Here is a 17,693-nt window from a genome sequence, read left to right on the forward strand (position 1 = left end):
CTCCCCCTTAACGGTCGTACAGCGAAATGCCGGTATCGCAAAAATCATCGAAGGCCGCCGGTAATACCTGATACAGCTCCGTCATCACCTGCACGCCGCGCTCCGTGAGCACCGGCGGCGCGGTCAGCAGCTCCGGCCTGACCATATCGCTCATGAGCGCCAGCGCGGCGGCCGCGCCCTGCGCCTCGCCGTACTCGTTCACCATCACGCTTTCAATGTGCAGGGCCACAGCCATTTCGATGCGCTCCACCGACAGCTTGTGCGGCCCCAGAATCTCGCTGCCGGTGTCGGCCAGTACCTTTTCCCGCCAAGCGGAAGCGATGGCGCGACGGTACAGGGCGGTGGTCAGCTCCGCCGGGAAAACCGATACGTGATGACTCATACCTTTGCCTCCGTCAGCGGAGCGCAGTGCCGTGCGACTTCTTTCAGGTCGGCGTACAGGTAGTCCATCAGCGCGGCCACGCCGGGTACGCTGCCGCCGAACGGCAGGCCGTCGTTCTGCGGGTGCTGCGCAAACAGCTGTTGCAGCAGGTCGCAGGCGTCCTTGGCCCGCTCCAGCTTCTCGAATGCGTCTTCCGGCAGGCCGTAGGCGTAGAAACGGCGGTTTAGCGGCAAGGGGCGGCCCTGAGCAGCGTGCTGCCCGTTTGATGTGTTCATGGATAACTCCGTTACTGAATGCGGTTACGGCTTACAGAAAGCGCGAATAGTGGTCTGTGCCCGGTGTCGGGCGTGGGCTGACGTCGGCGGTACGCGGGCGAACAAGCGTCACGGACGGATGCAGGGACAGGGGGCCAGAGCCGCCCTTACCGCCGGTGGCTTTGGTCAGCCTGCGCGGTGCCACTGCGATACGCTGATAGCTTGCCTCAAACCACGCCAGCGGGCCGGACGTCAGCTGACCGTCGCTGTCGTGACGATACAGCACCTCGTGGCTGAACGCCGGGTTGGCGGCCGCCACGGCAAAGGGCGCAGCGGTGAGGCGGATAATACAGACCGTCCAGCCCTGCTTATGCTGCCAGCGCTCGCCGGGTTGCGGATACTCACGCATGACGACCTCCCCGGCACGGCAGACGACCGGCAAAAAACAGCACGTAGTCGGCGGCCAGACGACGGCGGGCGCTGCGCTCGTCGTTCGCGGTTACCCGCAGCATCACCGGACGGCAAGAGCGCTGCGCACGGTTGATTGCGGCAAAGATCCAGGTACACTTTGATGTAGCCATATATGTGACTCCCAAGTTCATTTGTGGTCAGGCTTTGTGAGGTATTGCGAGTACCTTGCAGAGCCGCTTGTTTTCATAAGCTTTGTTGTATAAGGTACGTACCTTATGGTGCTTATTAAAGTAAAAGGTACGTACAATGTCAAGGGCTAAAGATCGCACTCCTAAAACCGGCGGCAAATCGCCGACCTTCCAGATCCGTATTAATCCTGAGCTAAGAGAACAACTCGATCTCGAAGCGGCCAAAGACCAAACCACTCTTGGCAACTGGTTCAAAGAGGTTGCAAGACAAGAACTTAAACGTCGTGGCATAGAGCCCAAAGGATGATGTTTCGCGGTGATGAGTCGCCGCATATCTATCAATGAGCACACTGCTGGCCTATCCATTCTTTTACCTCTTCGGCGCGCCAGGCAGTAATACGGGCGGAAATTTTTATCGGCTTTGGAAATGATCCAGACGCGACCCGCCTCCACAGCGTTGCTGACGAAAATGGCAGGCAGTGCATTAACTGTTTTTGCCTGACAAACCCGGTTTCAGGGATGATTCCGTAGGGTGTTTGATTCAAAAGAGGATCTCCTATCTCGTTGATTACAAATGATGTGGGATGAGACTAACGGAGACGAGCTGATGTATTCCACTGAAAATGGAATTCCAGGAAGAAATAAGAAATTCCATAAATAAAATAGAATTCCATCAAGATGCCAATAATAGATAGCGTAGGAGTGATTTTTTAATCATCTGAATTATAAGGTTTTTATTTTAAAGGGAATCTCTCTGCCTGTTATTGCCCTATATATCCATTTATATACTCACAGGTTCAACAAAATTGGCCAATACCGGCCAATACCGACCTCACACCGGCCAATACCGATATCAGAAGCATCGTTAAAGGTACTTTGTAGGTATGGTTTGGCACATTGACGCACATTCTGACTGTAAGCATGGCGCCCTGACATCCTTACACCGGGCGCGGTAAATGTTTACTCGTCATAGAGTGAGGTAAGCGACGTTCGCAACTTGTCGTAGAAAGAAGATTTACCCATCCCCTTTTTGCTTATGCCATTTGATTCCGCATAGTCGTTTAACAGTTTGTGCAGGGGTTCTATGCTGGGAGAACCGGCTTTGTTAATCCATTTCGTCGACCCGCTAGTCGACTTCTCCATAGCCAGATTGATCGCGAGCAGCCCTATGATTTTATGTAGTGATGCATTTTCCTCGTTTTTCTTATGCTCGCCGCGCTTATCCTGGAAATTTTCTTTAGCGATCGAAAGAGCCTTGTCATCTCCACACTGCAAAATGAGCTTTTCTCCATACTTTTTATACATCCGGCATAAAGAGAAAATACATCGTTCAGATAAAATTTTTGGTGTTATATCTTCTTCTATAAGATTAATGCAGGATGCAAAAATTATATTTGCTTCTATAGGGCTATTAGTTGCAATAGGCTTTGGATAAAATAAATCCAGCTCTTTTTTCTTCTCATTTGATTTCAAGAAAGCATAAATTCTTCTGTTAACCCGGATAAGATAATCAGAGTATGCACTGACTATATCTATCTTATCTTCTGGCAAATCTTCAGTTTTCGTATACGGATTAACATTAGCTAAAGCCCTTGCCAGCTCCTTTATTTCAATCTGGGGGTAATAGGTCAGCCTGTCAATAGCGCTACCCTTTGAAAAACTAAAATGCATTATACTGCCGCCTCTATTCCAGCCAGAAAATCAGCCATTTTATTTAGCGCTAATTTCCTTTCATTAAAGTAATTATGTCGGTTATAGATGCCTTCAACACCTTTGATGCGGTGGTTAAGACAACGCTCTGCCACCACTGGGTCGATACCTAAAAAGGCCAGATGCGTTCTGGCGGTTCGCCTGAAATCGTGGATAGTAAAGCCTTCTACACCTGCCATATGCGGCTTAAGCTTCGCCAGTGCCACAGGAAGGGTGCTTTCTGCAATATGAGGTATCATCCTGTTCTGCATCTTTCTTGCCGGAAGAACCCATTCGCTGCCTAAAGAGAGCTGTTTTAGCTCATTCAGCCAAATCAGAGATAATTCAGGAAGAGGAATATCGAGATTATCGCCATTCTTAGTGTTTTTTAAAAACCACACGCCTTCTTCAAGATTGAAGTCTTCCCATTTAGCAGAACACAGCTCCATTTTCCTACAGCAAAGAAGTAAAAGTAACTTAAAAGTTATCTCATTCTGTCGGCTAAATCCTTTAGCCATTTTCATCGCGCGGAAAAGTAATGCAATCTCTTCTTCTGACAGAAAACGATCTCTGGATCTTTCCTGACCACCTGCATCATTGTTATCAAACGCTGCCGCTGGATTAACACTCAAATACTGACGCTTTATACCGTAGTTAAATATGCGCTTTATCCAACGTAACACGTCATTAGCGATAGTGGGTGCGCCCCGTTGAACGATGCTCTGCAACATCCTATCAATATCCCCGGGCTTAACGTCTTCTACCTTTATGTTACCTATGTGAGGATTGATATCTTTTTCAATACGCCTGCGAAGAATATCAGGGTGTTTCCAGCGACCCACAATTTGCTTTTCGTAATACTCAAGCGCCAGGTCAGCAACGCGACGAGCATTCTTTTCTTTCTCGATTTTGGCAAGGGTGGACGCCTTACGCTCCTGCTTCTCTCCGGCGACGTCATAGCCTAAAGCGACTCGTGCCGATAGCTCTCTGGCTCTTTCACGTGCTTTTGCAAGGGACAGGTCACCATAAGAACCGATCCACATTGCACGCGCCTTGCCTCCATAGCTGTAGCGAAATCGCCATTTTGGGATTGAGAACTCTTTTCGGTAGCACAGATATAACCCGTTTCCGTCAGAGCGACCCTCAAAGCGTTCCTGCGACCTTAGCCAGGCTTTTATCTGTATGTCTGATAGCTTTCCCATTCTTCCTGCTTGTACCAAAACGATAGCGGTAAAAAATGTAATTGGTACATCGTATGGTACAGCAAAAGCGGGAGATTTGGCGAGAAGTGATGATTCCTGGTGAGACAATAAAACCCGTAACATACGGGTTTTATTGTTATTATGACATTACATGAAATCTAATGAGATATTACTCAATATTCTGAATCTGTTCACGCATCTGCTCAATCAGCACCTTCAGCTCAATAGCCGAAGTGGTAACCTCTGCATTGATTGATTTAGACGCCAGCGTATTCGATTCGCGGTTAAATTCCTGCATCATAAAGTCGAGGCGGCGGCCCACCGCTTCTTTCTTTTTCAGGATGTTATAGGTTTCTTTAACATGCGCTTCCAGACGATCCAACTCTTCCGCCACGTCCACGCGCTGCGCCAGCATAATCAGTTCCTGCTCAACCCGATTACTGTCCAGCTGAACCTGAGCCTCTTCCAGTTTGGTAACCAGACGTTCGCGCTGCCATTTCAACACGTCCGGCATCTGCGCACGTACTTTAGTCACTTCAGTACTGACGCCTTCCAGCCGTTGTTCAATCAATGATTTTAACGCGGCGCCTTCCGTTTCACGGGCGGCGATAAAGTCGTCCAGAGCGCTGTCCAGCGCGCTCAGCAACTCTGCGGAAATGGCATCCAAATCCTGTTCTTCTGCTGACATGACGCCAGGCCAGCGCAAAATATCGACCGGATTGATTTCGCCCTCGTCGCTCTGCATTTTGACCCAGTTGGCGGCTTTAACCAGCTGGATAGCCAGTTTTTCATTCAGCACCAGAGAGCTCTGCGCGCGCGCGTCTGCGTCAAAACGCAGATTACACTCGATTTTACCGCGGGTCAGTCGGTTGCGAATACGTTCGCGGATCACCGGCTCCAGGCCGCGAAACTGCTCAGGCAGACGAATATAGGTTTCTAAATAGCGCTGGTTTACGGAACGAAGCTCCCAGGCTGCGCTGCCCCATTCGCCTTTGGTTTCACGCCGGGCGTAGGCGGTCATACTGCGGATCATTATGCGTACCCGTTTTCAGAATAAGTTCAGGTGATTATAGCGGTGCCGGCCTTGCCTTAACAGGCATCTGGTCAAACTCTGACAAATCAATGGGATTGAGGCGGCGCTTACTATCGCGCCAGCTGCACAGAAACCGCGTTACCAGCAGGCTGTCATAGGCATTCGGCTGTGAAATCCGTATAATGCGCAGCCAATCACGATTTTCAAGCCGGAGAAAAACCATGCGTCCAGCAGGCCGTAATGCCCATCAGGTGCGTCCCGTCACCCTGACTCGCCACTACACCAAACATGCGGAAGGCTCCGTTCTGGTTGAATTCGGTGAAACCAAAGTCCTTTGCACCGCCACCATTGAGGAAGGCGTGCCGCGCTTTCTGAAAGGACAGGGCCAGGGCTGGGTAACCGCAGAATATGGCATGCTGCCACGCGCTACCCATAGCCGTAACGCTCGCGAAGCGGCCAAAGGCAAGCAGGGCGGCCGCACGCTGGAAATTCAGCGTCTGATTGCCCGTTCCCTGCGAGCAGCGCTGGATCTGAAAGCGCTGGGCGAATTCACCATCACGCTGGACTGCGACGTCCTGCAGGCGGATGGCGGCACGCGTACCGCTTCTATTACCGGCGCCTGCGTAGCGCTGGCAGATGCGCTTAATCATCTGGTCGCTATCGGCAAGCTGAAAGCCAACCCAATGAAGGGGATGGTCGCCGCCGTGTCTGTCGGCATCGTCAACGGCGAAGCGTTATGCGATCTGGAATATGTCGAAGATTCCGCTGCGGAAACCGACATGAACGTAGTCATGACCGAAGATGGTCGCATGATTGAAGTGCAGGGCACGGCAGAAGGCGAGCCGTTCAGCCATGACGAGCTGTTGACGCTGCTGTCGCTGGCTCGCGGCGGTATTGATACGCTGATTCAGGCGCAGAAAGCGGCGCTACAAGACTGATTTCCCCAGGCGACCAGAGAGTCGCCTTTTTTAATGATTGAGGAGCGAGACATGAAAGCCTGGCAGCGCCAATTTATCGAATTTGCTATTAATAAGCAGGTCCTGAAATTTGGAGAGTTCACGCTGAAATCCGGACGTAAAAGCCCCTATTTCTTTAACGCGGGCTTGTTTAACACGGGCCGTGACCTGGCGCTGTTAGGCCGTTTCTATGCGCAGGCGCTGGTGGATTCCGCTATCGATTTCGATCTGGTGTTCGGCCCGGCCTATAAAGGCATTCCTATCGCTACTACCACCGCCGTTGCGCTGGCCGATCACCACGACCGCGATGTGCCTTACTGCTTCAACCGTAAGGAAGCGAAGGACCACGGCGAAGGCGGAACGCTGGTCGGCAGCCCATTACAGGGCCGTATTATGCTGGTAGATGACGTTATTACCGCCGGTACCGCTATTCGCGAATCGATGGAGATCATCTCGGCGAATAAGGCGACCCTGGCCGGCGTGCTGATTTCGCTGGATCGTCAGGAGCGAGGCCGCGGACAGGCGTCGGCTATTCAGGAAGTGGAGCGCGATTACGGCTGCAAGGTTATTGCCATCATCACGCTGAACGATCTGATTAGCTACCTGGAAGAGAAACCGGAGCTGGCCGATCATCTGGCCGCCGTCCGGGCCTACCGCAAAGAGTACGGTATCTGACGAATGCGGGCCGCGAGTTGCGGCCCTTTCATTTCACACCGGCTGGAAGGCCAACCGCGGCCTTCCCGATTCAGATCAGCTGGCAGGCCAACTGTGGCCTTCCCGATTCAGACCGGCTGACAGGCCAACTGCGGCCTTTTCGATTCAGACCAGCTGACAGGCCAGCAGCGGCCAGCGCGTTTCAAATTCCACCGTCGGGCGATAGCGGAAGTCGGAACGCACAAAACGCGACAGCAAACCCTCACAGAAAGCCAGCAGCTGCGAGGCCAGCAGCGCCTCCTCCGTCTGGAATCCTTCGCCGGTACGCATTTTCTGCTCGCGCAGCACCTGCTTCAGCTGCACCTCAATCCGTTCGAACAGCTGGTTAATTCTGCTTTGCAGACGGTCCTGCTCGAACATCAACGCATGGCCGGTCAGAATACGTGATAAGCCCGGATTACGCTCACCAAAGCCCAGGATCAGCTGGATAATCAGCCGTAAACGCGGCAGCGTCTCTTTTTCATCCTGCAAGATTAGATTGATGCGCGTAATCAGGCTGTCTTCAATAAACTCAATCAGGCTGTCAAACATGCGGGTTTTGCTGGGAAAGTGCCGGTAAAGCGCAGCTTCAGAAACCCCCACGCTTGCCGCCAATTTGGCGGTAGTGATCCGCTGGCTACCATCGCTGGATTCCAGCATCTGCGCCAGCGCCTGCAGTATTTCTTCGCGACGATTCCTTTTCGCACTTTTTTTCTCTGCCATGTCCTGAAAGACCCCTGAAATATCACCATGTACGGGCAAGCGCCCACGCAACATCCGTGAGCCATCACGCTCACGGTGGAAATAAGGACGGGTACTCTGGTCGGTCGTTACTGACGACCCGAGTGGCCGAAGCCGCCTTCGCCGCGCACGCTGGCGTCGAAGTCATTAACCAGATTGAATTCAGCCTGAACGACCGGTACAAACACCATTTGCGCGATACGCTCGCCTGGCTCAATGCTGAACGTCTCCTGGCTGCGGTTCCAGACGGAAACCATCAGCTGTCCCTGATAATCGGAGTCGATTAGCCCGACCAGGTTGCCCAGCACCACGCCATGCTTATGGCCGAGGCCGGAGCGCGGCAGGATAACGGCCGCCAGCTGCGGGTCGCCAATATGGATAGCCAGGCCGGTCGGTACCAGCGTGGTCGCGCCCGGCGCCAGCTGTACCGCCTCGTCCAGGCAGGCGCGCAGATCGAGACCAGCGGAGCCGGAAGTGGCATAGGCGGGCAGAGGGAAAGTGGTGCCCACGCGCGGGTCTAAAATCTTAACGTCGATTTTTTTCTTCATAACGGCTGACTATCTCGTCCAGTAATTGTTGGCCCAGGAGCTGCTTATCGCCGAGCGGTAAGGCTTTATTCCCTTCCTGCCAGAAAAGATGCAGGGCATTGGTATCGCTGTTGAAACCGTGCCCGGCTTTTGAAACATCGTTGGCGCAAATCAGATCCAGATTCTTCCGAATCCTTTTTTGCCGGGCGTATTCTTCCACATTCCGGGTTTCCGCTGCAAACCCCACCACGTACGGGCGATTTTGCTGCATGGCCGCGACGCCCGCGACGATATCCGGATTTTTAATCATCTTCAGCAGGATTTCGTCGCCCTGCTTTTTGATTTTCTCGCTGGAGACTTCCGCAGCGCGGTAGTCGCCGACGGCAGCGGCCGCGATAAAAATCTGCTGTTCGGCGGCGCTGGCCATCACGGCCTGCTGCATTTCCAGCGCGCTTATCACGTCGATACGTTTGACGCCCGGCGGCGTGGCTAAGGCGACCGGCCCGGCGACCAGCGTCACGTTAGCGCCCCGTTTTGCGGCGGCGGCAGCCACGGCGAAGCCCATTTTACCCGAGCTGTGGTTGCTAATGAACCGGACTGGATCAAGCGATTCGCGGGTTGGGCCAGCGGTTACCATCACATTAAGGTGCGTTAAATCGTGCTGCGGCGTCGCCCAGCGGACGGCTTCGTCCACGATAGTCAGCGGATCTAACATACGGCCCGGACCGACGTCGCCGCAGGCCTGGCTGCCGCTGTCCGGCCCCCAAATCATCAGGCCGCGTGCCTGCAAAACCTGAAGATTATGCTGCGTGGCGGCGGCACGATACATCTGCTGGTTCATGGCGGGAACGACGGCAACAGGCGCCGCCGTCGCCAGGCAAATCGTGGTAACCAAATCGTTAGCCATGCCTGCGGCGACGCGAGCGATAAGATCGGCCGTGGCGGGTGCCAGGATCACCAGATCAGCCCATTTTCCCAGTTCGATATGCCCCATCGCCGCTTCCGCCGCCGGATCGAGCAGGTCGTCGCTGACCGGATGACCCGATACGGCCTGTAGACTCAGCGGCGTGATAAATGCTTTGGCTGCGGCAGTCAGCACGACGCGCACTTCCGCCCCGCGATCGCGCAGGCGTCTTACCAGCTCAGGCGCCTTGTAGGCAGCGATACCGCCGCTTACGCCCAGCACAATACGTTTACCGGTTAATGTCATAGTTTCTGCTCCATTGAGCCAGCAGGGCGCCCGCGCGCCGGAATTCCGCCATTTTATCATAATCCCTGCCTGCTGACTTTTAGCACAACGACCGTACTGTAAAGCAGCCCGGCAGACGGAAAAATGCATGGAAAACTACTGTATATAATGCCATGATTTAGCCAGCTACGGAAGGAGAAAGCGGATGAAGAAGCCATGGAAAAAAATGCCACCGCGCGAAAAGCTGGTGGCAGGCGGGGCCGGCACGTTAACGGATACGGAACTGCTGGCGATTTTTTTACGTACCGGCGCGCGCGGTGTCCACGTAATGACGCTGGCGCAACAGCTGCTGGAGGAGTTCGGTTCGCTGCACCGGCTGATGACGGCGGACAAAGACGCGTTTTTACGGGTGAAAGGCGTAGGCGTGGCGAAGTATGCCCAGCTGAATGCCATTGCCGAACTGGGCAGGCGTTTTTTCACCTGTGCGGATTCGGTAAAACAGGCCATGCAAAGCCCGGGCGATATGGTGAATTTCCTGCACAGCAAGCTGGCGCATCGTGAACGGGAAATATTTATGGTGGTTTTTTTTGATAATCAGCATCGGGTCATTCACACCAGTGAAATGTTTGCGGGCACTATAGCCAGCGTAGAGGTGCATCCGCGTGAAATCGTGCGTGAAGCGCTGAAGCAAAACGCGGCGGCGATTATCCTGGCGCATAACCATCCCTCGGGCATTTCGGCGCCCAGCATGGCAGATCGCGATGTGACTCAACAGGTTAACGACTGCTGCAAGCTGTTTAACATCCGCGTGCTTGACCATATTGTTATCGGTCAGGGCGAATATGTTTCCTTTGCGGAAAAAGGCTGGCTGTAATGCGGAAAAAAGCGGCAAACCGTGTTTTTTCCCACGTAGCGGCGGTGCTTTTTCCGTTCAAATGCGGCAATTTTGCGCGATCCAAAGGGATCTTTATCTGTTCGGGACTTGAGCACCAGCGTTGCAGGGCGTATACTACGCCACCTTTGAGAATCTCGGGTTTGGCATTTGGGCCTGCTCAGCGGGTTCACATAGAACTCGCCTGGATGGGCTAAGAGCCTGACGAGGCGGCCAAGACCTTATTTTTAAAGCTCGAGCTTATTTGATTTTTGGAGAATTGACATGTCACGAGTCTGCCAGGTAACTGGAAAGCGTCCGGTGACGGGTAACAACCGTTCCCACGCAATGAACGCGACGAAACGCCGTTTCCTGCCGAACCTGCACTCTCACCGTTTCTGGGTTGAGAGCGAAAAGCGCTTCGTTACACTGCGCGTATCTGCCAAAGGCATGCGCGTAATTGATAAAAAGGGTATTGAGACGGTTCTGGCCGATCTGCGTACCCGCGGTGAGAAGTACTAAGGTAAGGAACTGAAACATGGCTAAAGGTATTCGTGAGAAGATCAAGCTGGTTTCTTCTGCTGGTACAGGTCACTTCTATACCACCACGAAGAACAAGCGTACTAAGCCGGAAAAACTGGAACTGAAGAAATTCGATCCTGTTGTCCGCCAGCACGTGATCTACAAAGAAGCTAAAATCAAGTAATTGACTTTAGCGACTGAAAAACCCTGCCTCGGCGGGGTTTTTTCTTTTGTGCGCCTGAAAACATTTGCACGTCTGAAAACATCTGTACGCCTGAAAACATCTGCGGGAGGTTTGTATGCCGGAATTACCAGAGGTTGAAACCAGCCGACGCGGTATCGAACCGCACCTTGTCGGCGCCACCATTCTGCACGCCGTGGTGCGCAACGGCCGGTTGCGCTGGCCGGTCTCGCATGAAATCCACAGCCTCAGCGACCAGCCGGTACTCAGCGTACAGCGCCGCGCCAAATATCTGCTGTTGGAGCTGCCTGAAGGCTGGATCATCATCCATCTTGGCATGTCCGGCAGTCTACGCGTGTTGTCAGAAGAAGCACCGCCGGCGAAGCATGACCATGTGGATTTGGTGATGAGCAACGGCAAAGTGCTGCGCTATACCGATCCTCGCCGCTTTGGCGCCTGGCTGTGGAGCAGCGATCTGGCCGCCAGTAACGTACTGGCCCATCTTGGCCCGGAGCCGCTGAGTGAAGCTTTTAACGCGGATTACCTGTTTGAGAAGTCGCGCAGCAGGCGTACGCCGGTCAAGCCCTGGCTGATGGACAACAAGCTGGTGGTGGGCGTTGGCAACATTTACGCCAGCGAATCGCTGTTTGCCGCCGGGATCCATCCCGATCGACCGGCAATGGCGTTGACCAGAGAAGAAGTGGTTCTGCTGACGGAAACGATCAAGGCCGTACTGCTGCGATCGATTGAGCAGGGCGGCACCACGCTGCGTGATTTCCTGCAGTCGGACGGTAAACCGGGCTATTTCGCGCAGGAGCTACAGGTCTATGGCCGTGCTGGCGAACCCTGCCGCGTTTGCGCTACGCCGATCGTAGGCGCCAAACACGCGCAGCGCAGCACCTTCTATTGCCCGACCTGTCAGAAATAATCAGGCGGAGAGCTTTGCCAGCAGCGCGCTGTGCACCGACGGCGGCAGGAAAGCGCTGACGTCGCCGTGATGGCGCGCCACCTCTTTGACCAGCGTGGAAGAGATAAACGAATATTTTTCTGAAGGCATCAGAAACACGCTTTCCAGCTCCGCCAGCAGGTGCCGATTCATATGCGCCAGCTGCATTTCGTATTCAAAATCGGACACCGCCCGCAGGCCGCGTACCAGGACGTTGGCCTGATGATCCCGCGCGAAGTTCGCCATCAGATCGCTGAATCCTACCACTTCCACATTCGGCAAGTGTGCGACCACCTGTTGCGCCAGCGCCACGCGTTCATCCAGCGAGAACATCGGCTTTTTACTGGGGCTGGCGGCAATAGCCAGGACGATATGGTCAAACATTAACGCGGCGCGCGTGACGATATCCAGATGACCGTTGGTCATGGGATCGAAAGTGCCGGGATAGATCGCTTTTGTGCTCATAGGCCGCCTTTGCCGGAAGCGTGGGAAGAGTGGTTCAGCGCCCAGAGCGCCGTGTATTTATTGAAGGTGTACTGCGCGTTAACCACGGCAAGCAGCCAGCCCTGTTTGCCATCCAGAAAACCGGCGCGCAGCACCAGCGTTTTCAGGAAGGCGCCCAGCGTATGGGCGAAAATTGAAAACAGGCCGCACTTTTTCCCCTGGTGGTGACGCTGCTTCGCCCAGGCTTCGGCATAGGCGAACTGCTTCCACTGAAACGCAGAGAAATCGCGGCAGGTCAGATGCAGCAGATCGCCCTTCAGCGCCACCACCTGCGCCCCTCTGGCTTCCAGCGATTCATGCACCTGATGATCGTTATAGCCGTATTCACGTGGATAGAGACGAGTCACGCGGTCAGGATACCAGCCGCTGTGGCGCATAAAACGCCCCAGAAACAGATTGCGGCGGCCCAGGCTATAAACCGTGGCGGGCGCGGCAGGCTGTTGCAGCACGGATTCGATAGCGGCGCGCAGCTGCGGCGTCACGCGCTCGTCGCTGTCGATCATCAAAATCATCGGATGCGTGGCATAGCTTTGCGCCAGCTGGCGCTGTTTGCCGTAGCCGTGCCATTCGCGGGAGTGAAACACTTTGGCGCCATGGCGGGCGGCGATTTGCGGCGTGCCGTCGCTGCTGCCGGAGTCCAGCAGCACAATCTCGTCGGCCCAGTTCACGGACTCCAGACATTCCGGCAGCAGCTCGGCTGCGTCTTTAGCGATCAGCACGACCGACAGAAGCTGACGTGAAGGCATTTAGTGATTCCGCTGTGGCAGATAGGGTTCAAGTAACTGTAGCAGACGCTGTAGCGCGCCCTGATTCTGGTGCAGTACCTCTACCGCATGGCGGCCGTAGTAAAGACGATAGTCTTCGTCGGTCAGCAGCGTGCCGATCTCTTTATCCAGCGAGTCGGCATCGGTTACGGCGATCAGGCCGTCCGCCTGCTGAAGTTTTGCACAGATATCTTTGAAGTTAAACGTATGCGGCCCCATCAGCACGGGGATAGCATGCGCAGCTGCCTCCAGCGGATTATGTCCGCCGCGCTCCACCAGGCTGCCGCCGACGAAAGCCAGATCGGCGATGCCGTAAAGCAGCATCAGTTCGCCCATTGTATCGCCAATCACCACCTGGGTGCCGCTGGAAGGGATCTCGCCGCTGCTGCGTAGCGTGTAGCTGAAGCCGGCCTTTTGCGTCATGTCGCGAGCCGTGTCGAAACGTTCCGGATGGCGCGGTACCAGGATGAGCAGCAAAGAAGGAAAACGCGCCAGAAGCTTGCGGTGTGCTTCCAGAATAATGCTTTCCTCGCCTTCATGCGTGCTGGTGGCTATCCATACCGGACGACGCGGCGCCCACTGCCGACGCAGCGTGACCGCGCGGGCGGCCAGCTCGGGCGTTACGGAAATATCGAACTTCAGGCTGCCGGTCACCGCCAGCTGGGAACGCTTCAGGCCAAGCGCCACAAAGCGTTCGCCGTCTTCCTCGTTCTGCGCCGCGATCAGCGTGATCTTTTGCAGCAGACGCTGCATAAATTTACCGAGCTTGCCGTACCCTTTCGCCGAACGCTCCGACAGGCGGGCGTTCGCGATGACCAGCGGGATTTTTCGGGCGTGAAGCTGCGCGATCATATTCGGCCACAGCTCGGTTTCCATAATGATGACCAGCCGCGGGCTGACATTATCCAGAAAACGGTTCATCGAGCCGGGCAGATCGTAAGGCAGATAGACGTGATGAACATCTTTACCGAAGGCGGAAGCCGCCCGTTCCGAACCGGTCGGCGTCATGGTCGTCACGGTAATCGGCATCGTGGGATAACGGTGGCGCAGCGCCCTGACCAGCGGCACGGCGGCCAGCGTCTCGCCGACAGAAACGGAGTGCAGCAGTATACCGTCCGGCTTGACCTTGCCTTTACAGTAGCCGTAGCGTTCGGCCCAGCGCTTCCGGTAGGCGGGCGCTTTTCTGCCGCGTAACCAGAGCCGGAGCCAAATCAGCGGCTGAATAAGATAGAGCAGGACGGAATAAATTGTTGTCATCACAGTGTTTACGAATTACGGAGTGACTCGCGTCAGAAAGTGCCGGAAAAGAGAAACATTACCGCATGTTAGCAGATAAGTCGCGCATGCTCACACCTTCTTCTCAGGCCTGTCGCAACACTTGTTGATATAGCGCATGAAGCTGCCCTGCCAGGCGCTGCGGCGAGCAGGGGAGAACGCGCTCCCGGGCCGCATCGCCCATGCGCGCATCAACGCTTCTGAGCGGGATGGCCTGCGCGGCGGCGCTCAGTGCCACAATATCCAGCGCGTCGCAAACGTAGCCCTGTTCGCCGTTAACGATAAACTCTGCGCCGCCGCAGGTGTCGCTGGTGATGACCGGCAGACCGCAGGCCATCGCTTCCAGGATCACGTTAGGGAAAGGATCGTAAAGCGTGGGCAGGATCAGCGCGTCGGCCGCATGGTAATAAGGGATCACGTTGTGCTGCACGCCGACAAAGTGGACGCGTTTTTCGCAGCCCAGCGCGCGAGCGTGGCTAAGATAGCGGGCCTGCTGTTTATCCTGACCCACCACCAGCAGGTGCGCTTCGGTAGCGGCCAGGGCGCTGATGGAGGCCCTTAATCCTTTGCGCTCGAAACCGGAACCGACGTAAATAAACACTTTGGCTTCGGCAGGCAGACGCAACGACGCGCGCGACTGCTGGCGCTCGGCCGGCGTGGCAGGCTGAAAGCGCTGCGCGTCAATCGCGTTGTAGATCACCGCGAACTTCTCTTCCGGCACCTGAAAGCAGCGCATGATGTCGTTTTTTACCATCAGCGAATTACAGATGATTTTTTTCAGCGCAGGTGAGCGGAACATCTCTTCTTCCGCCGCCATCACATAGCGATGATAAGGGCTTAAATCGGCCAGCAGCTTTTGCACGGGCGAAACGATGCGCGCTCTTTGTGCCAGCCAGACGCGATGCACGCCGTCGCCGGCGCGGAAAATATCGCAGCCCGCAATGCGCTCGTGGCTTTGTACGATATCAAACTTCTCTCGCTGCCAGCATTCACGCGCCGCCAGCGCAAAGCCGCGCTCGCGCGAGATGCGTCCCCATTTTTTCGGGTTACAGATATGCAGGTGCCATTCCGGTTTCGGCTCGCCCTGCCAGCTGCGGGTGATGATGTTCAGATCCAGACTGTCATCGTCCAGCGCCTCCAGCGCCCGCGAAATAAACCGCTCCGCGCCGCCGTCCGGGCGATATTTTTGCCGCACTATAGCCAGTCGTACTTTACTCATCCAGATAGTTCCTTGCGGCTTTGACCACGTCATCAAGTGGGATGGCAGAAAGATAACGGGTCTCGGTCCTGGTATTAATGCTGTCCGGCGAAGGGAGAGGCGCATAGTCGCCGGCCCAGATCACCTGATTATTGTCGCCCCAGGGACGCCACTGCTTAAGCTTGGTCGGGCCAAACAGCGCGATGCACGGCGTATCCAGCGCGGCGGCCATATGCATCGGCGCGGAATCGACGCCGATAAACAGGCGGGCATGATCGATCAGCGAAGCCAGCTGCGGCAGCGACAGCTTTCCGGCCAGCGAAATCGCTTTGCCGGGACACAGCGAGAGAATATGGTCGATCATCGCCAGCTCTTTTTTGTCCGGCGCGGCGGTCAGCACGATATCGATCTGCTCAGAGGCCAGCGCGGCTATCAGCCCGGCCACTTTGTCATCTTCCCAGCATTTAAAAATCCAGCGCGAGGTAGGCTGGATAACGATATAGGGACGCGTAACCTTGCTTTGCGCCAGCACGGTTTGCGTATGTGACCAGTCGCTTTCGCTGTAGTGCATCGCTGCCGGGAAACCGGAAAAGGGAATATTCAGCGGCTGTAGCGCGGCCAGGTTTTGCTCAACGGTATGCAGCTGGCTGTGGTTGCTGGTGGACACGAGGTGCGTATGCGCCCGTTGCCAGAAGGCGTTGCGACGCTTGTTGTAAGCGAACCCAATCCGAACCGGCGCGCCGGAAAGGGCGGTGATAATCGCGCTGCGCCACTGATCGGCCAGGTTGATGACCAGATCGTAGCTTTCCTGGCGGATCGCCTTAAGCAGCGCGGCTTCATGGCGCAAATGCGCCAGCGTTCCCTCGTTTTTCCATTTGCGATCGATAAAGCGCAGCTGACGAATATGCGGATGCGCCTGCAGCATCGGCAGCGTCTCTTTATAGAGCAGCACGTCGACGGCGGCCTGCGGATAGCGCTGGCGCAGCGCCTCAATAACCGGCGTGGTAAGCAGCATATCGCCATGGTGACGCAGCTTGATCAGCAAAATCTTTCGCGGCGCAAAGGAGGCGGGAATCGACGAAGAAATGGCCATACTCATGGGATCTCAAAATAAAGTGGACCGATTGTAAGGGAAAGCTCGTGCAGGAAAAAGGCGCCGCGCATTACGAACGACGCCAGCGGTAAATCCGGATCAGCCAGAGCAACAGCTGATACCACTGTTTAACGCCGCGCGCGTTGCGCAGCATCCTTCCCGGCGTTTTGCTGGCGAGCAGATCCGCTATCATCGCCTGCCGTGCTTCAGCATCAGGTTCACGCCGTAAAGCGTGGCAAACGGTCAGCGCCTCTTTGGTTACCTGACGATAAATTGCCGGACCAATTTTAACTTTATCGCGATAGCGCAGGTTGATCTCATCCAGCATCCGGGCGATTTTCAGATAATGCCGTTGATACTCGACGTTTGCCATACCGCTGCGTTTGCGGTTGCTGATGGACTGGTCGTGAACGTAATACCGGTACAAAACCTTATCGGTGTAGCGAACGCGGCGAGCGTTCAGCATGAGTTCGGTCGTCCACGGGATATCCTGATGGTGCAGGCCGGGTTCAAACTGGAGATCCAGCTGGTCGATTAGCGAACGGCGATAGATGCCCAGCCACACGACGTGCAGATAGCGGTTGGACGCCAGCGCCTTGTTCAGCCATTCTGCGCCGCTCAGCACCGGCGTAGCCTGTAGACGGTCGGCAGGGATAAGCGTTTTTGCCCGGCCCGATCCCCAAAAAACGCGCTCGGCGTTACACTGCGCCACATCCAGATCGTCCTGTTCCGCCATGGCGATCAGCGTGCTGTACATCTCTGGCGAAAGCGTATCGTCGGCGTCGGGGAAAGTGACATATTTGCCGCGCGCTATCGCCAGCCCGGCGTTGCGGGCGCGGGAAACGCCGCCGTTAGCCTGGTCGATCACGGTGATATGGTCATATTCGCTGGCGTAGCGGTGCGCCAGCTGCGCCGAAGCATCCGTCGAGCCGTCATTGACGATGATGATTTCCAGCGAGGCCAGCGTTTGCGCCAGCATAGAGTCGATAAAAGCCTGAAAGCTGGTTCCGGCGTTATACATCGGGACGATCGCGCTCAGCAAAGGCGCTGAGGAGGTATCTTGCGGTTTCATGC

24 protein-coding genes are annotated in these 17,693 nt (G+C 55.4%); 7 read left to right on the forward strand and 17 right to left on the reverse strand.

Annotated features, from left to right (window positions below; translation table 11 throughout):
• Nucleotides 1-7: 7 nt before the first annotated feature.
• From ACMGEE_RS19275 to ACMGEE_RS19290, 4 genes are read right to left on the reverse strand one after another with little or no spacing between them, the layout of a single operon-like run.
• Nucleotides 8-382 (reverse strand): DUF5375 family protein, encoded by a 375-nt coding sequence (locus tag ACMGEE_RS19275; RefSeq protein WP_436830516.1) that lies wholly within the window; start codon nt 380-382, stop codon nt 8-10.
• Nucleotides 379-657, reverse strand: coding sequence for a hypothetical protein (locus ACMGEE_RS19280; protein ID WP_137764774.1), 279 nt, complete (start codon nt 655-657; stop codon nt 379-381). The genes ACMGEE_RS19275 and ACMGEE_RS19280 overlap by 4 nt, the downstream gene beginning before the upstream one ends.
• A 31-nt stretch (nt 658-688) precedes the next feature.
• The gene (locus ACMGEE_RS19285; RefSeq protein WP_436830517.1) at nt 689-1,045 is read right to left on the reverse strand and encodes a hypothetical protein; all 357 of its coding nucleotides are present in this window, start codon (nt 1,043-1,045) and stop codon (nt 689-691) included.
• Entirely contained in the window at nt 1,038-1,217 is a 180-nt protein-coding gene (locus tag ACMGEE_RS19290; RefSeq protein WP_105630453.1) for a host cell division inhibitor Icd-like protein, read from the reverse strand. Before ACMGEE_RS19290 ends, ACMGEE_RS19285 begins: the two co-directional genes overlap by 8 nt.
• Nucleotides 1,218-1,353: 136 nt before the next feature.
• Between ACMGEE_RS19290 and ACMGEE_RS19295 the strand changes: the two genes are divergently transcribed.
• Nucleotides 1,354-1,542: a toxin-antitoxin system HicB family antitoxin gene (locus tag ACMGEE_RS19295; protein ID WP_105630452.1), complete on the forward strand. Its 189-nt coding sequence runs from the start codon at nt 1,354-1,356 to the stop codon at nt 1,540-1,542.
• A 31-nt stretch (nt 1,543-1,573) separates the two neighbouring features.
• Here ACMGEE_RS19295 and ACMGEE_RS19300 read toward each other — a convergent pair whose 3' ends face one another.
• The 4 genes from ACMGEE_RS19300 to ACMGEE_RS19315 all read right to left on the reverse strand — a co-directional run bounded on the left by ACMGEE_RS19300 (nt 1,574) and on the right by ACMGEE_RS19315 (nt 5,159).
• Nucleotides 1,574-1,780, reverse strand: a complete 207-nt coding sequence (locus tag ACMGEE_RS19300; RefSeq protein WP_147200383.1) for a helix-turn-helix transcriptional regulator — start codon at nt 1,778-1,780, stop codon at nt 1,574-1,576.
• Nucleotides 1,781-2,195: 415 nt separating this feature from the next.
• A complete protein-coding gene (locus ACMGEE_RS19305; protein WP_436830518.1) occupies nt 2,196-2,906 on the reverse strand; it encodes a hypothetical protein in 711 nt (236 codons plus the stop codon).
• Complete coding sequence (locus ACMGEE_RS19310) at nt 2,906-4,126, reverse strand: tyrosine-type recombinase/integrase (RefSeq protein WP_436830531.1); 1,221 nt, start codon at nt 4,124-4,126, stop codon at nt 2,906-2,908. Before ACMGEE_RS19310 ends, ACMGEE_RS19305 begins: the two co-directional genes overlap by 1 nt.
• A gap of 169 nt (nt 4,127-4,295) precedes the next feature.
• Nucleotides 4,296-5,159, reverse strand: a complete 864-nt coding sequence (locus ACMGEE_RS19315; RefSeq protein WP_301253389.1) for a YicC/YloC family endoribonuclease — start codon at nt 5,157-5,159, stop codon at nt 4,296-4,298.
• Nucleotides 5,160-5,380: 221 nt separating this feature from the next.
• On the opposite strand from ACMGEE_RS19315, the gene rph reads away from it, so the two are divergent.
• Entirely contained in the window at nt 5,381-6,097 is a 717-nt protein-coding gene (rph, locus tag ACMGEE_RS19320) for a ribonuclease PH (protein WP_125290623.1), read from the forward strand.
• A 51-nt stretch (nt 6,098-6,148) separates the two neighbouring features.
• Entirely contained in the window at nt 6,149-6,790 is a 642-nt protein-coding gene (gene pyrE / locus ACMGEE_RS19325) for an orotate phosphoribosyltransferase (RefSeq protein WP_253456988.1), read from the forward strand.
• Nucleotides 6,791-6,934: 144 nt separating this feature from the next.
• Here pyrE and slmA read toward each other — a convergent pair whose 3' ends face one another.
• From slmA to coaBC, 3 genes are all read right to left on the reverse strand, one after another.
• Nucleotides 6,935-7,531 carry a nucleoid occlusion factor SlmA gene (gene slmA / locus ACMGEE_RS19330; RefSeq protein ID WP_253456991.1) on the reverse strand — a complete coding sequence of 199 codons (597 nt, stop codon included), beginning with the start codon at nt 7,529-7,531 and terminating at the stop codon, nt 6,935-6,937.
• Between the two features lie 107 nt (nt 7,532-7,638).
• Entirely contained in the window at nt 7,639-8,097 is a 459-nt protein-coding gene (dut, locus tag ACMGEE_RS19335) for a dUTP diphosphatase (RefSeq protein WP_253456994.1), read from the reverse strand.
• Nucleotides 8,075-9,286, reverse strand: coding sequence for a bifunctional phosphopantothenoylcysteine decarboxylase/phosphopantothenate--cysteine ligase CoaBC (gene coaBC, locus ACMGEE_RS19340; protein ID WP_301730984.1), 1,212 nt, complete (start codon nt 9,284-9,286; stop codon nt 8,075-8,077). Before coaBC ends, dut begins: the two co-directional genes overlap by 23 nt.
• Nucleotides 9,287-9,470: 184 nt before the next feature.
• Between coaBC and radC the strand changes: the two genes are divergently transcribed.
• The 4 genes from radC to mutM all read left to right on the forward strand — a co-directional run bounded on the left by radC (nt 9,471) and on the right by mutM (nt 11,767).
• Nucleotides 9,471-10,139: a RadC family protein gene (radC, locus tag ACMGEE_RS19345; RefSeq protein ID WP_253456999.1), complete on the forward strand. Its 669-nt coding sequence runs from the start codon at nt 9,471-9,473 to the stop codon at nt 10,137-10,139.
• 282 nt (nt 10,140-10,421) lie between these two features.
• Entirely contained in the window at nt 10,422-10,658 is a 237-nt protein-coding gene (rpmB, locus tag ACMGEE_RS19350; RefSeq protein ID WP_004154798.1) for a 50S ribosomal protein L28, read from the forward strand.
• 16 nt (nt 10,659-10,674) lie between these two features.
• Complete coding sequence (rpmG, locus tag ACMGEE_RS19355; RefSeq protein WP_001051798.1) at nt 10,675-10,842, forward strand: 50S ribosomal protein L33; 168 nt, start codon at nt 10,675-10,677, stop codon at nt 10,840-10,842.
• Between the two features lie 115 nt (nt 10,843-10,957).
• Nucleotides 10,958-11,767 (forward strand): bifunctional DNA-formamidopyrimidine glycosylase/DNA-(apurinic or apyrimidinic site) lyase, encoded by an 810-nt coding sequence (gene mutM, locus ACMGEE_RS19360; RefSeq protein WP_301730983.1) that lies wholly within the window; start codon nt 10,958-10,960, stop codon nt 11,765-11,767.
• On the opposite strand, the gene coaD is transcribed toward mutM, so the two are convergent.
• From coaD to ACMGEE_RS19390, 6 genes are all read right to left on the reverse strand, one after another.
• Nucleotides 11,768-12,250: a pantetheine-phosphate adenylyltransferase gene (coaD, locus tag ACMGEE_RS19365; RefSeq protein WP_436830519.1), complete on the reverse strand. Its 483-nt coding sequence runs from the start codon at nt 12,248-12,250 to the stop codon at nt 11,768-11,770.
• A complete protein-coding gene (locus tag ACMGEE_RS19370) occupies nt 12,247-13,035 on the reverse strand; it encodes a glycosyltransferase family 2 protein (RefSeq protein WP_253457005.1) in 789 nt (262 codons plus the stop codon). Before ACMGEE_RS19370 ends, coaD begins: the two co-directional genes overlap by 4 nt.
• Nucleotides 13,036-14,310, reverse strand: a complete 1,275-nt coding sequence (waaA, locus tag ACMGEE_RS19375; protein ID WP_253457007.1) for a lipid IV(A) 3-deoxy-D-manno-octulosonic acid transferase — start codon at nt 14,308-14,310, stop codon at nt 13,036-13,038.
• Between the two features lie 103 nt (nt 14,311-14,413).
• Nucleotides 14,414-15,547, reverse strand: coding sequence for a glycosyltransferase family 4 protein (locus ACMGEE_RS19380; protein WP_253457010.1), 1,134 nt, complete (start codon nt 15,545-15,547; stop codon nt 14,414-14,416).
• A complete protein-coding gene (gene rfaQ, locus ACMGEE_RS19385) occupies nt 15,540-16,613 on the reverse strand; it encodes a putative lipopolysaccharide heptosyltransferase III (RefSeq protein WP_436830532.1) in 1,074 nt (357 codons plus the stop codon). The genes ACMGEE_RS19380 and rfaQ overlap by 8 nt, the downstream gene beginning before the upstream one ends.
• Before the next feature lie 76 nt (nt 16,614-16,689).
• Complete coding sequence (locus ACMGEE_RS19390) at nt 16,690-17,691, reverse strand: glycosyltransferase (RefSeq protein WP_436830520.1); 1,002 nt, start codon at nt 17,689-17,691, stop codon at nt 16,690-16,692.
• Nucleotides 17,692-17,693 lie beyond the last annotated feature (2 nt).

The sequence above is a fragment of the Erwinia artemisiae genome (assembly GCF_051400835.1).
Taxonomy (GTDB): Bacteria; Pseudomonadota; Gammaproteobacteria; order Enterobacterales; family Enterobacteriaceae; genus Erwinia; species Erwinia aeris.

Excerpts from the sequence above, each read along its gene's own strand:
- rpmB (WP_004154798.1), top strand. The coding sequence starts at position 10,422 with ATGTCACGAGTCTGCCAGGTAACTGGAAAGCGTCCGGTGACGGGTAAC.
- rph (WP_125290623.1), top strand. The coding sequence starts at position 5,381 with ATGCGTCCAGCAGGCCGTAATGCCCATCAGGTGCGTCCCGTCACCCTG.
- coaD (WP_436830519.1), bottom strand. The coding sequence starts at position 12,250 with ATGAGCACAAAAGCGATCTATCCCGGCACTTTCGATCCCATGACCAAC.
- slmA (WP_253456991.1), bottom strand. The coding sequence starts at position 7,531 with ATGGCAGAGAAAAAAAGTGCGAAAAGGAATCGTCGCGAAGAAATACTG.
- ACMGEE_RS19285 (WP_436830517.1), bottom strand. The coding sequence starts at position 1,045 with ATGCGTGAGTATCCGCAACCCGGCGAGCGCTGGCAGCATAAGCAGGGC.
- mutM (WP_301730983.1), top strand. The coding sequence starts at position 10,958 with ATGCCGGAATTACCAGAGGTTGAAACCAGCCGACGCGGTATCGAACCG.
- coaBC (WP_301730984.1), bottom strand. The coding sequence starts at position 9,286 with ATGACATTAACCGGTAAACGTATTGTGCTGGGCGTAAGCGGCGGTATC.
- ACMGEE_RS19315 (WP_301253389.1), bottom strand. The coding sequence starts at position 5,159 with ATGATCCGCAGTATGACCGCCTACGCCCGGCGTGAAACCAAAGGCGAA.
- ACMGEE_RS19305 (WP_436830518.1), bottom strand. The coding sequence starts at position 2,906 with ATGCATTTTAGTTTTTCAAAGGGTAGCGCTATTGACAGGCTGACCTAT.
- ACMGEE_RS19280 (WP_137764774.1), bottom strand. The coding sequence starts at position 657 with ATGAACACATCAAACGGGCAGCACGCTGCTCAGGGCCGCCCCTTGCCG.
- waaA (WP_253457007.1), bottom strand. The coding sequence starts at position 14,310 with ATGACAACAATTTATTCCGTCCTGCTCTATCTTATTCAGCCGCTGATT.
- ACMGEE_RS19380 (WP_253457010.1), bottom strand. The coding sequence starts at position 15,547 with ATGAGTAAAGTACGACTGGCTATAGTGCGGCAAAAATATCGCCCGGAC.
- ACMGEE_RS19290 (WP_105630453.1), bottom strand. The coding sequence starts at position 1,217 with ATGGCTACATCAAAGTGTACCTGGATCTTTGCCGCAATCAACCGTGCG.
- pyrE (WP_253456988.1), top strand. The coding sequence starts at position 6,149 with ATGAAAGCCTGGCAGCGCCAATTTATCGAATTTGCTATTAATAAGCAG.
- ACMGEE_RS19295 (WP_105630452.1), top strand. The coding sequence starts at position 1,354 with ATGTCAAGGGCTAAAGATCGCACTCCTAAAACCGGCGGCAAATCGCCG.
- rpmG (WP_001051798.1), top strand. The coding sequence starts at position 10,675 with ATGGCTAAAGGTATTCGTGAGAAGATCAAGCTGGTTTCTTCTGCTGGT.
- ACMGEE_RS19390 (WP_436830520.1), bottom strand. The coding sequence starts at position 17,691 with ATGAAACCGCAAGATACCTCCTCAGCGCCTTTGCTGAGCGCGATCGTC.
- ACMGEE_RS19310 (WP_436830531.1), bottom strand. The coding sequence starts at position 4,126 with ATGGGAAAGCTATCAGACATACAGATAAAAGCCTGGCTAAGGTCGCAG.
- ACMGEE_RS19370 (WP_253457005.1), bottom strand. The coding sequence starts at position 13,035 with ATGCCTTCACGTCAGCTTCTGTCGGTCGTGCTGATCGCTAAAGACGCA.
- radC (WP_253456999.1), top strand. The coding sequence starts at position 9,471 with ATGAAGAAGCCATGGAAAAAAATGCCACCGCGCGAAAAGCTGGTGGCA.
- dut (WP_253456994.1), bottom strand. The coding sequence starts at position 8,097 with ATGAAGAAAAAAATCGACGTTAAGATTTTAGACCCGCGCGTGGGCACC.
- ACMGEE_RS19275 (WP_436830516.1), bottom strand. The coding sequence starts at position 382 with ATGAGTCATCACGTATCGGTTTTCCCGGCGGAGCTGACCACCGCCCTG.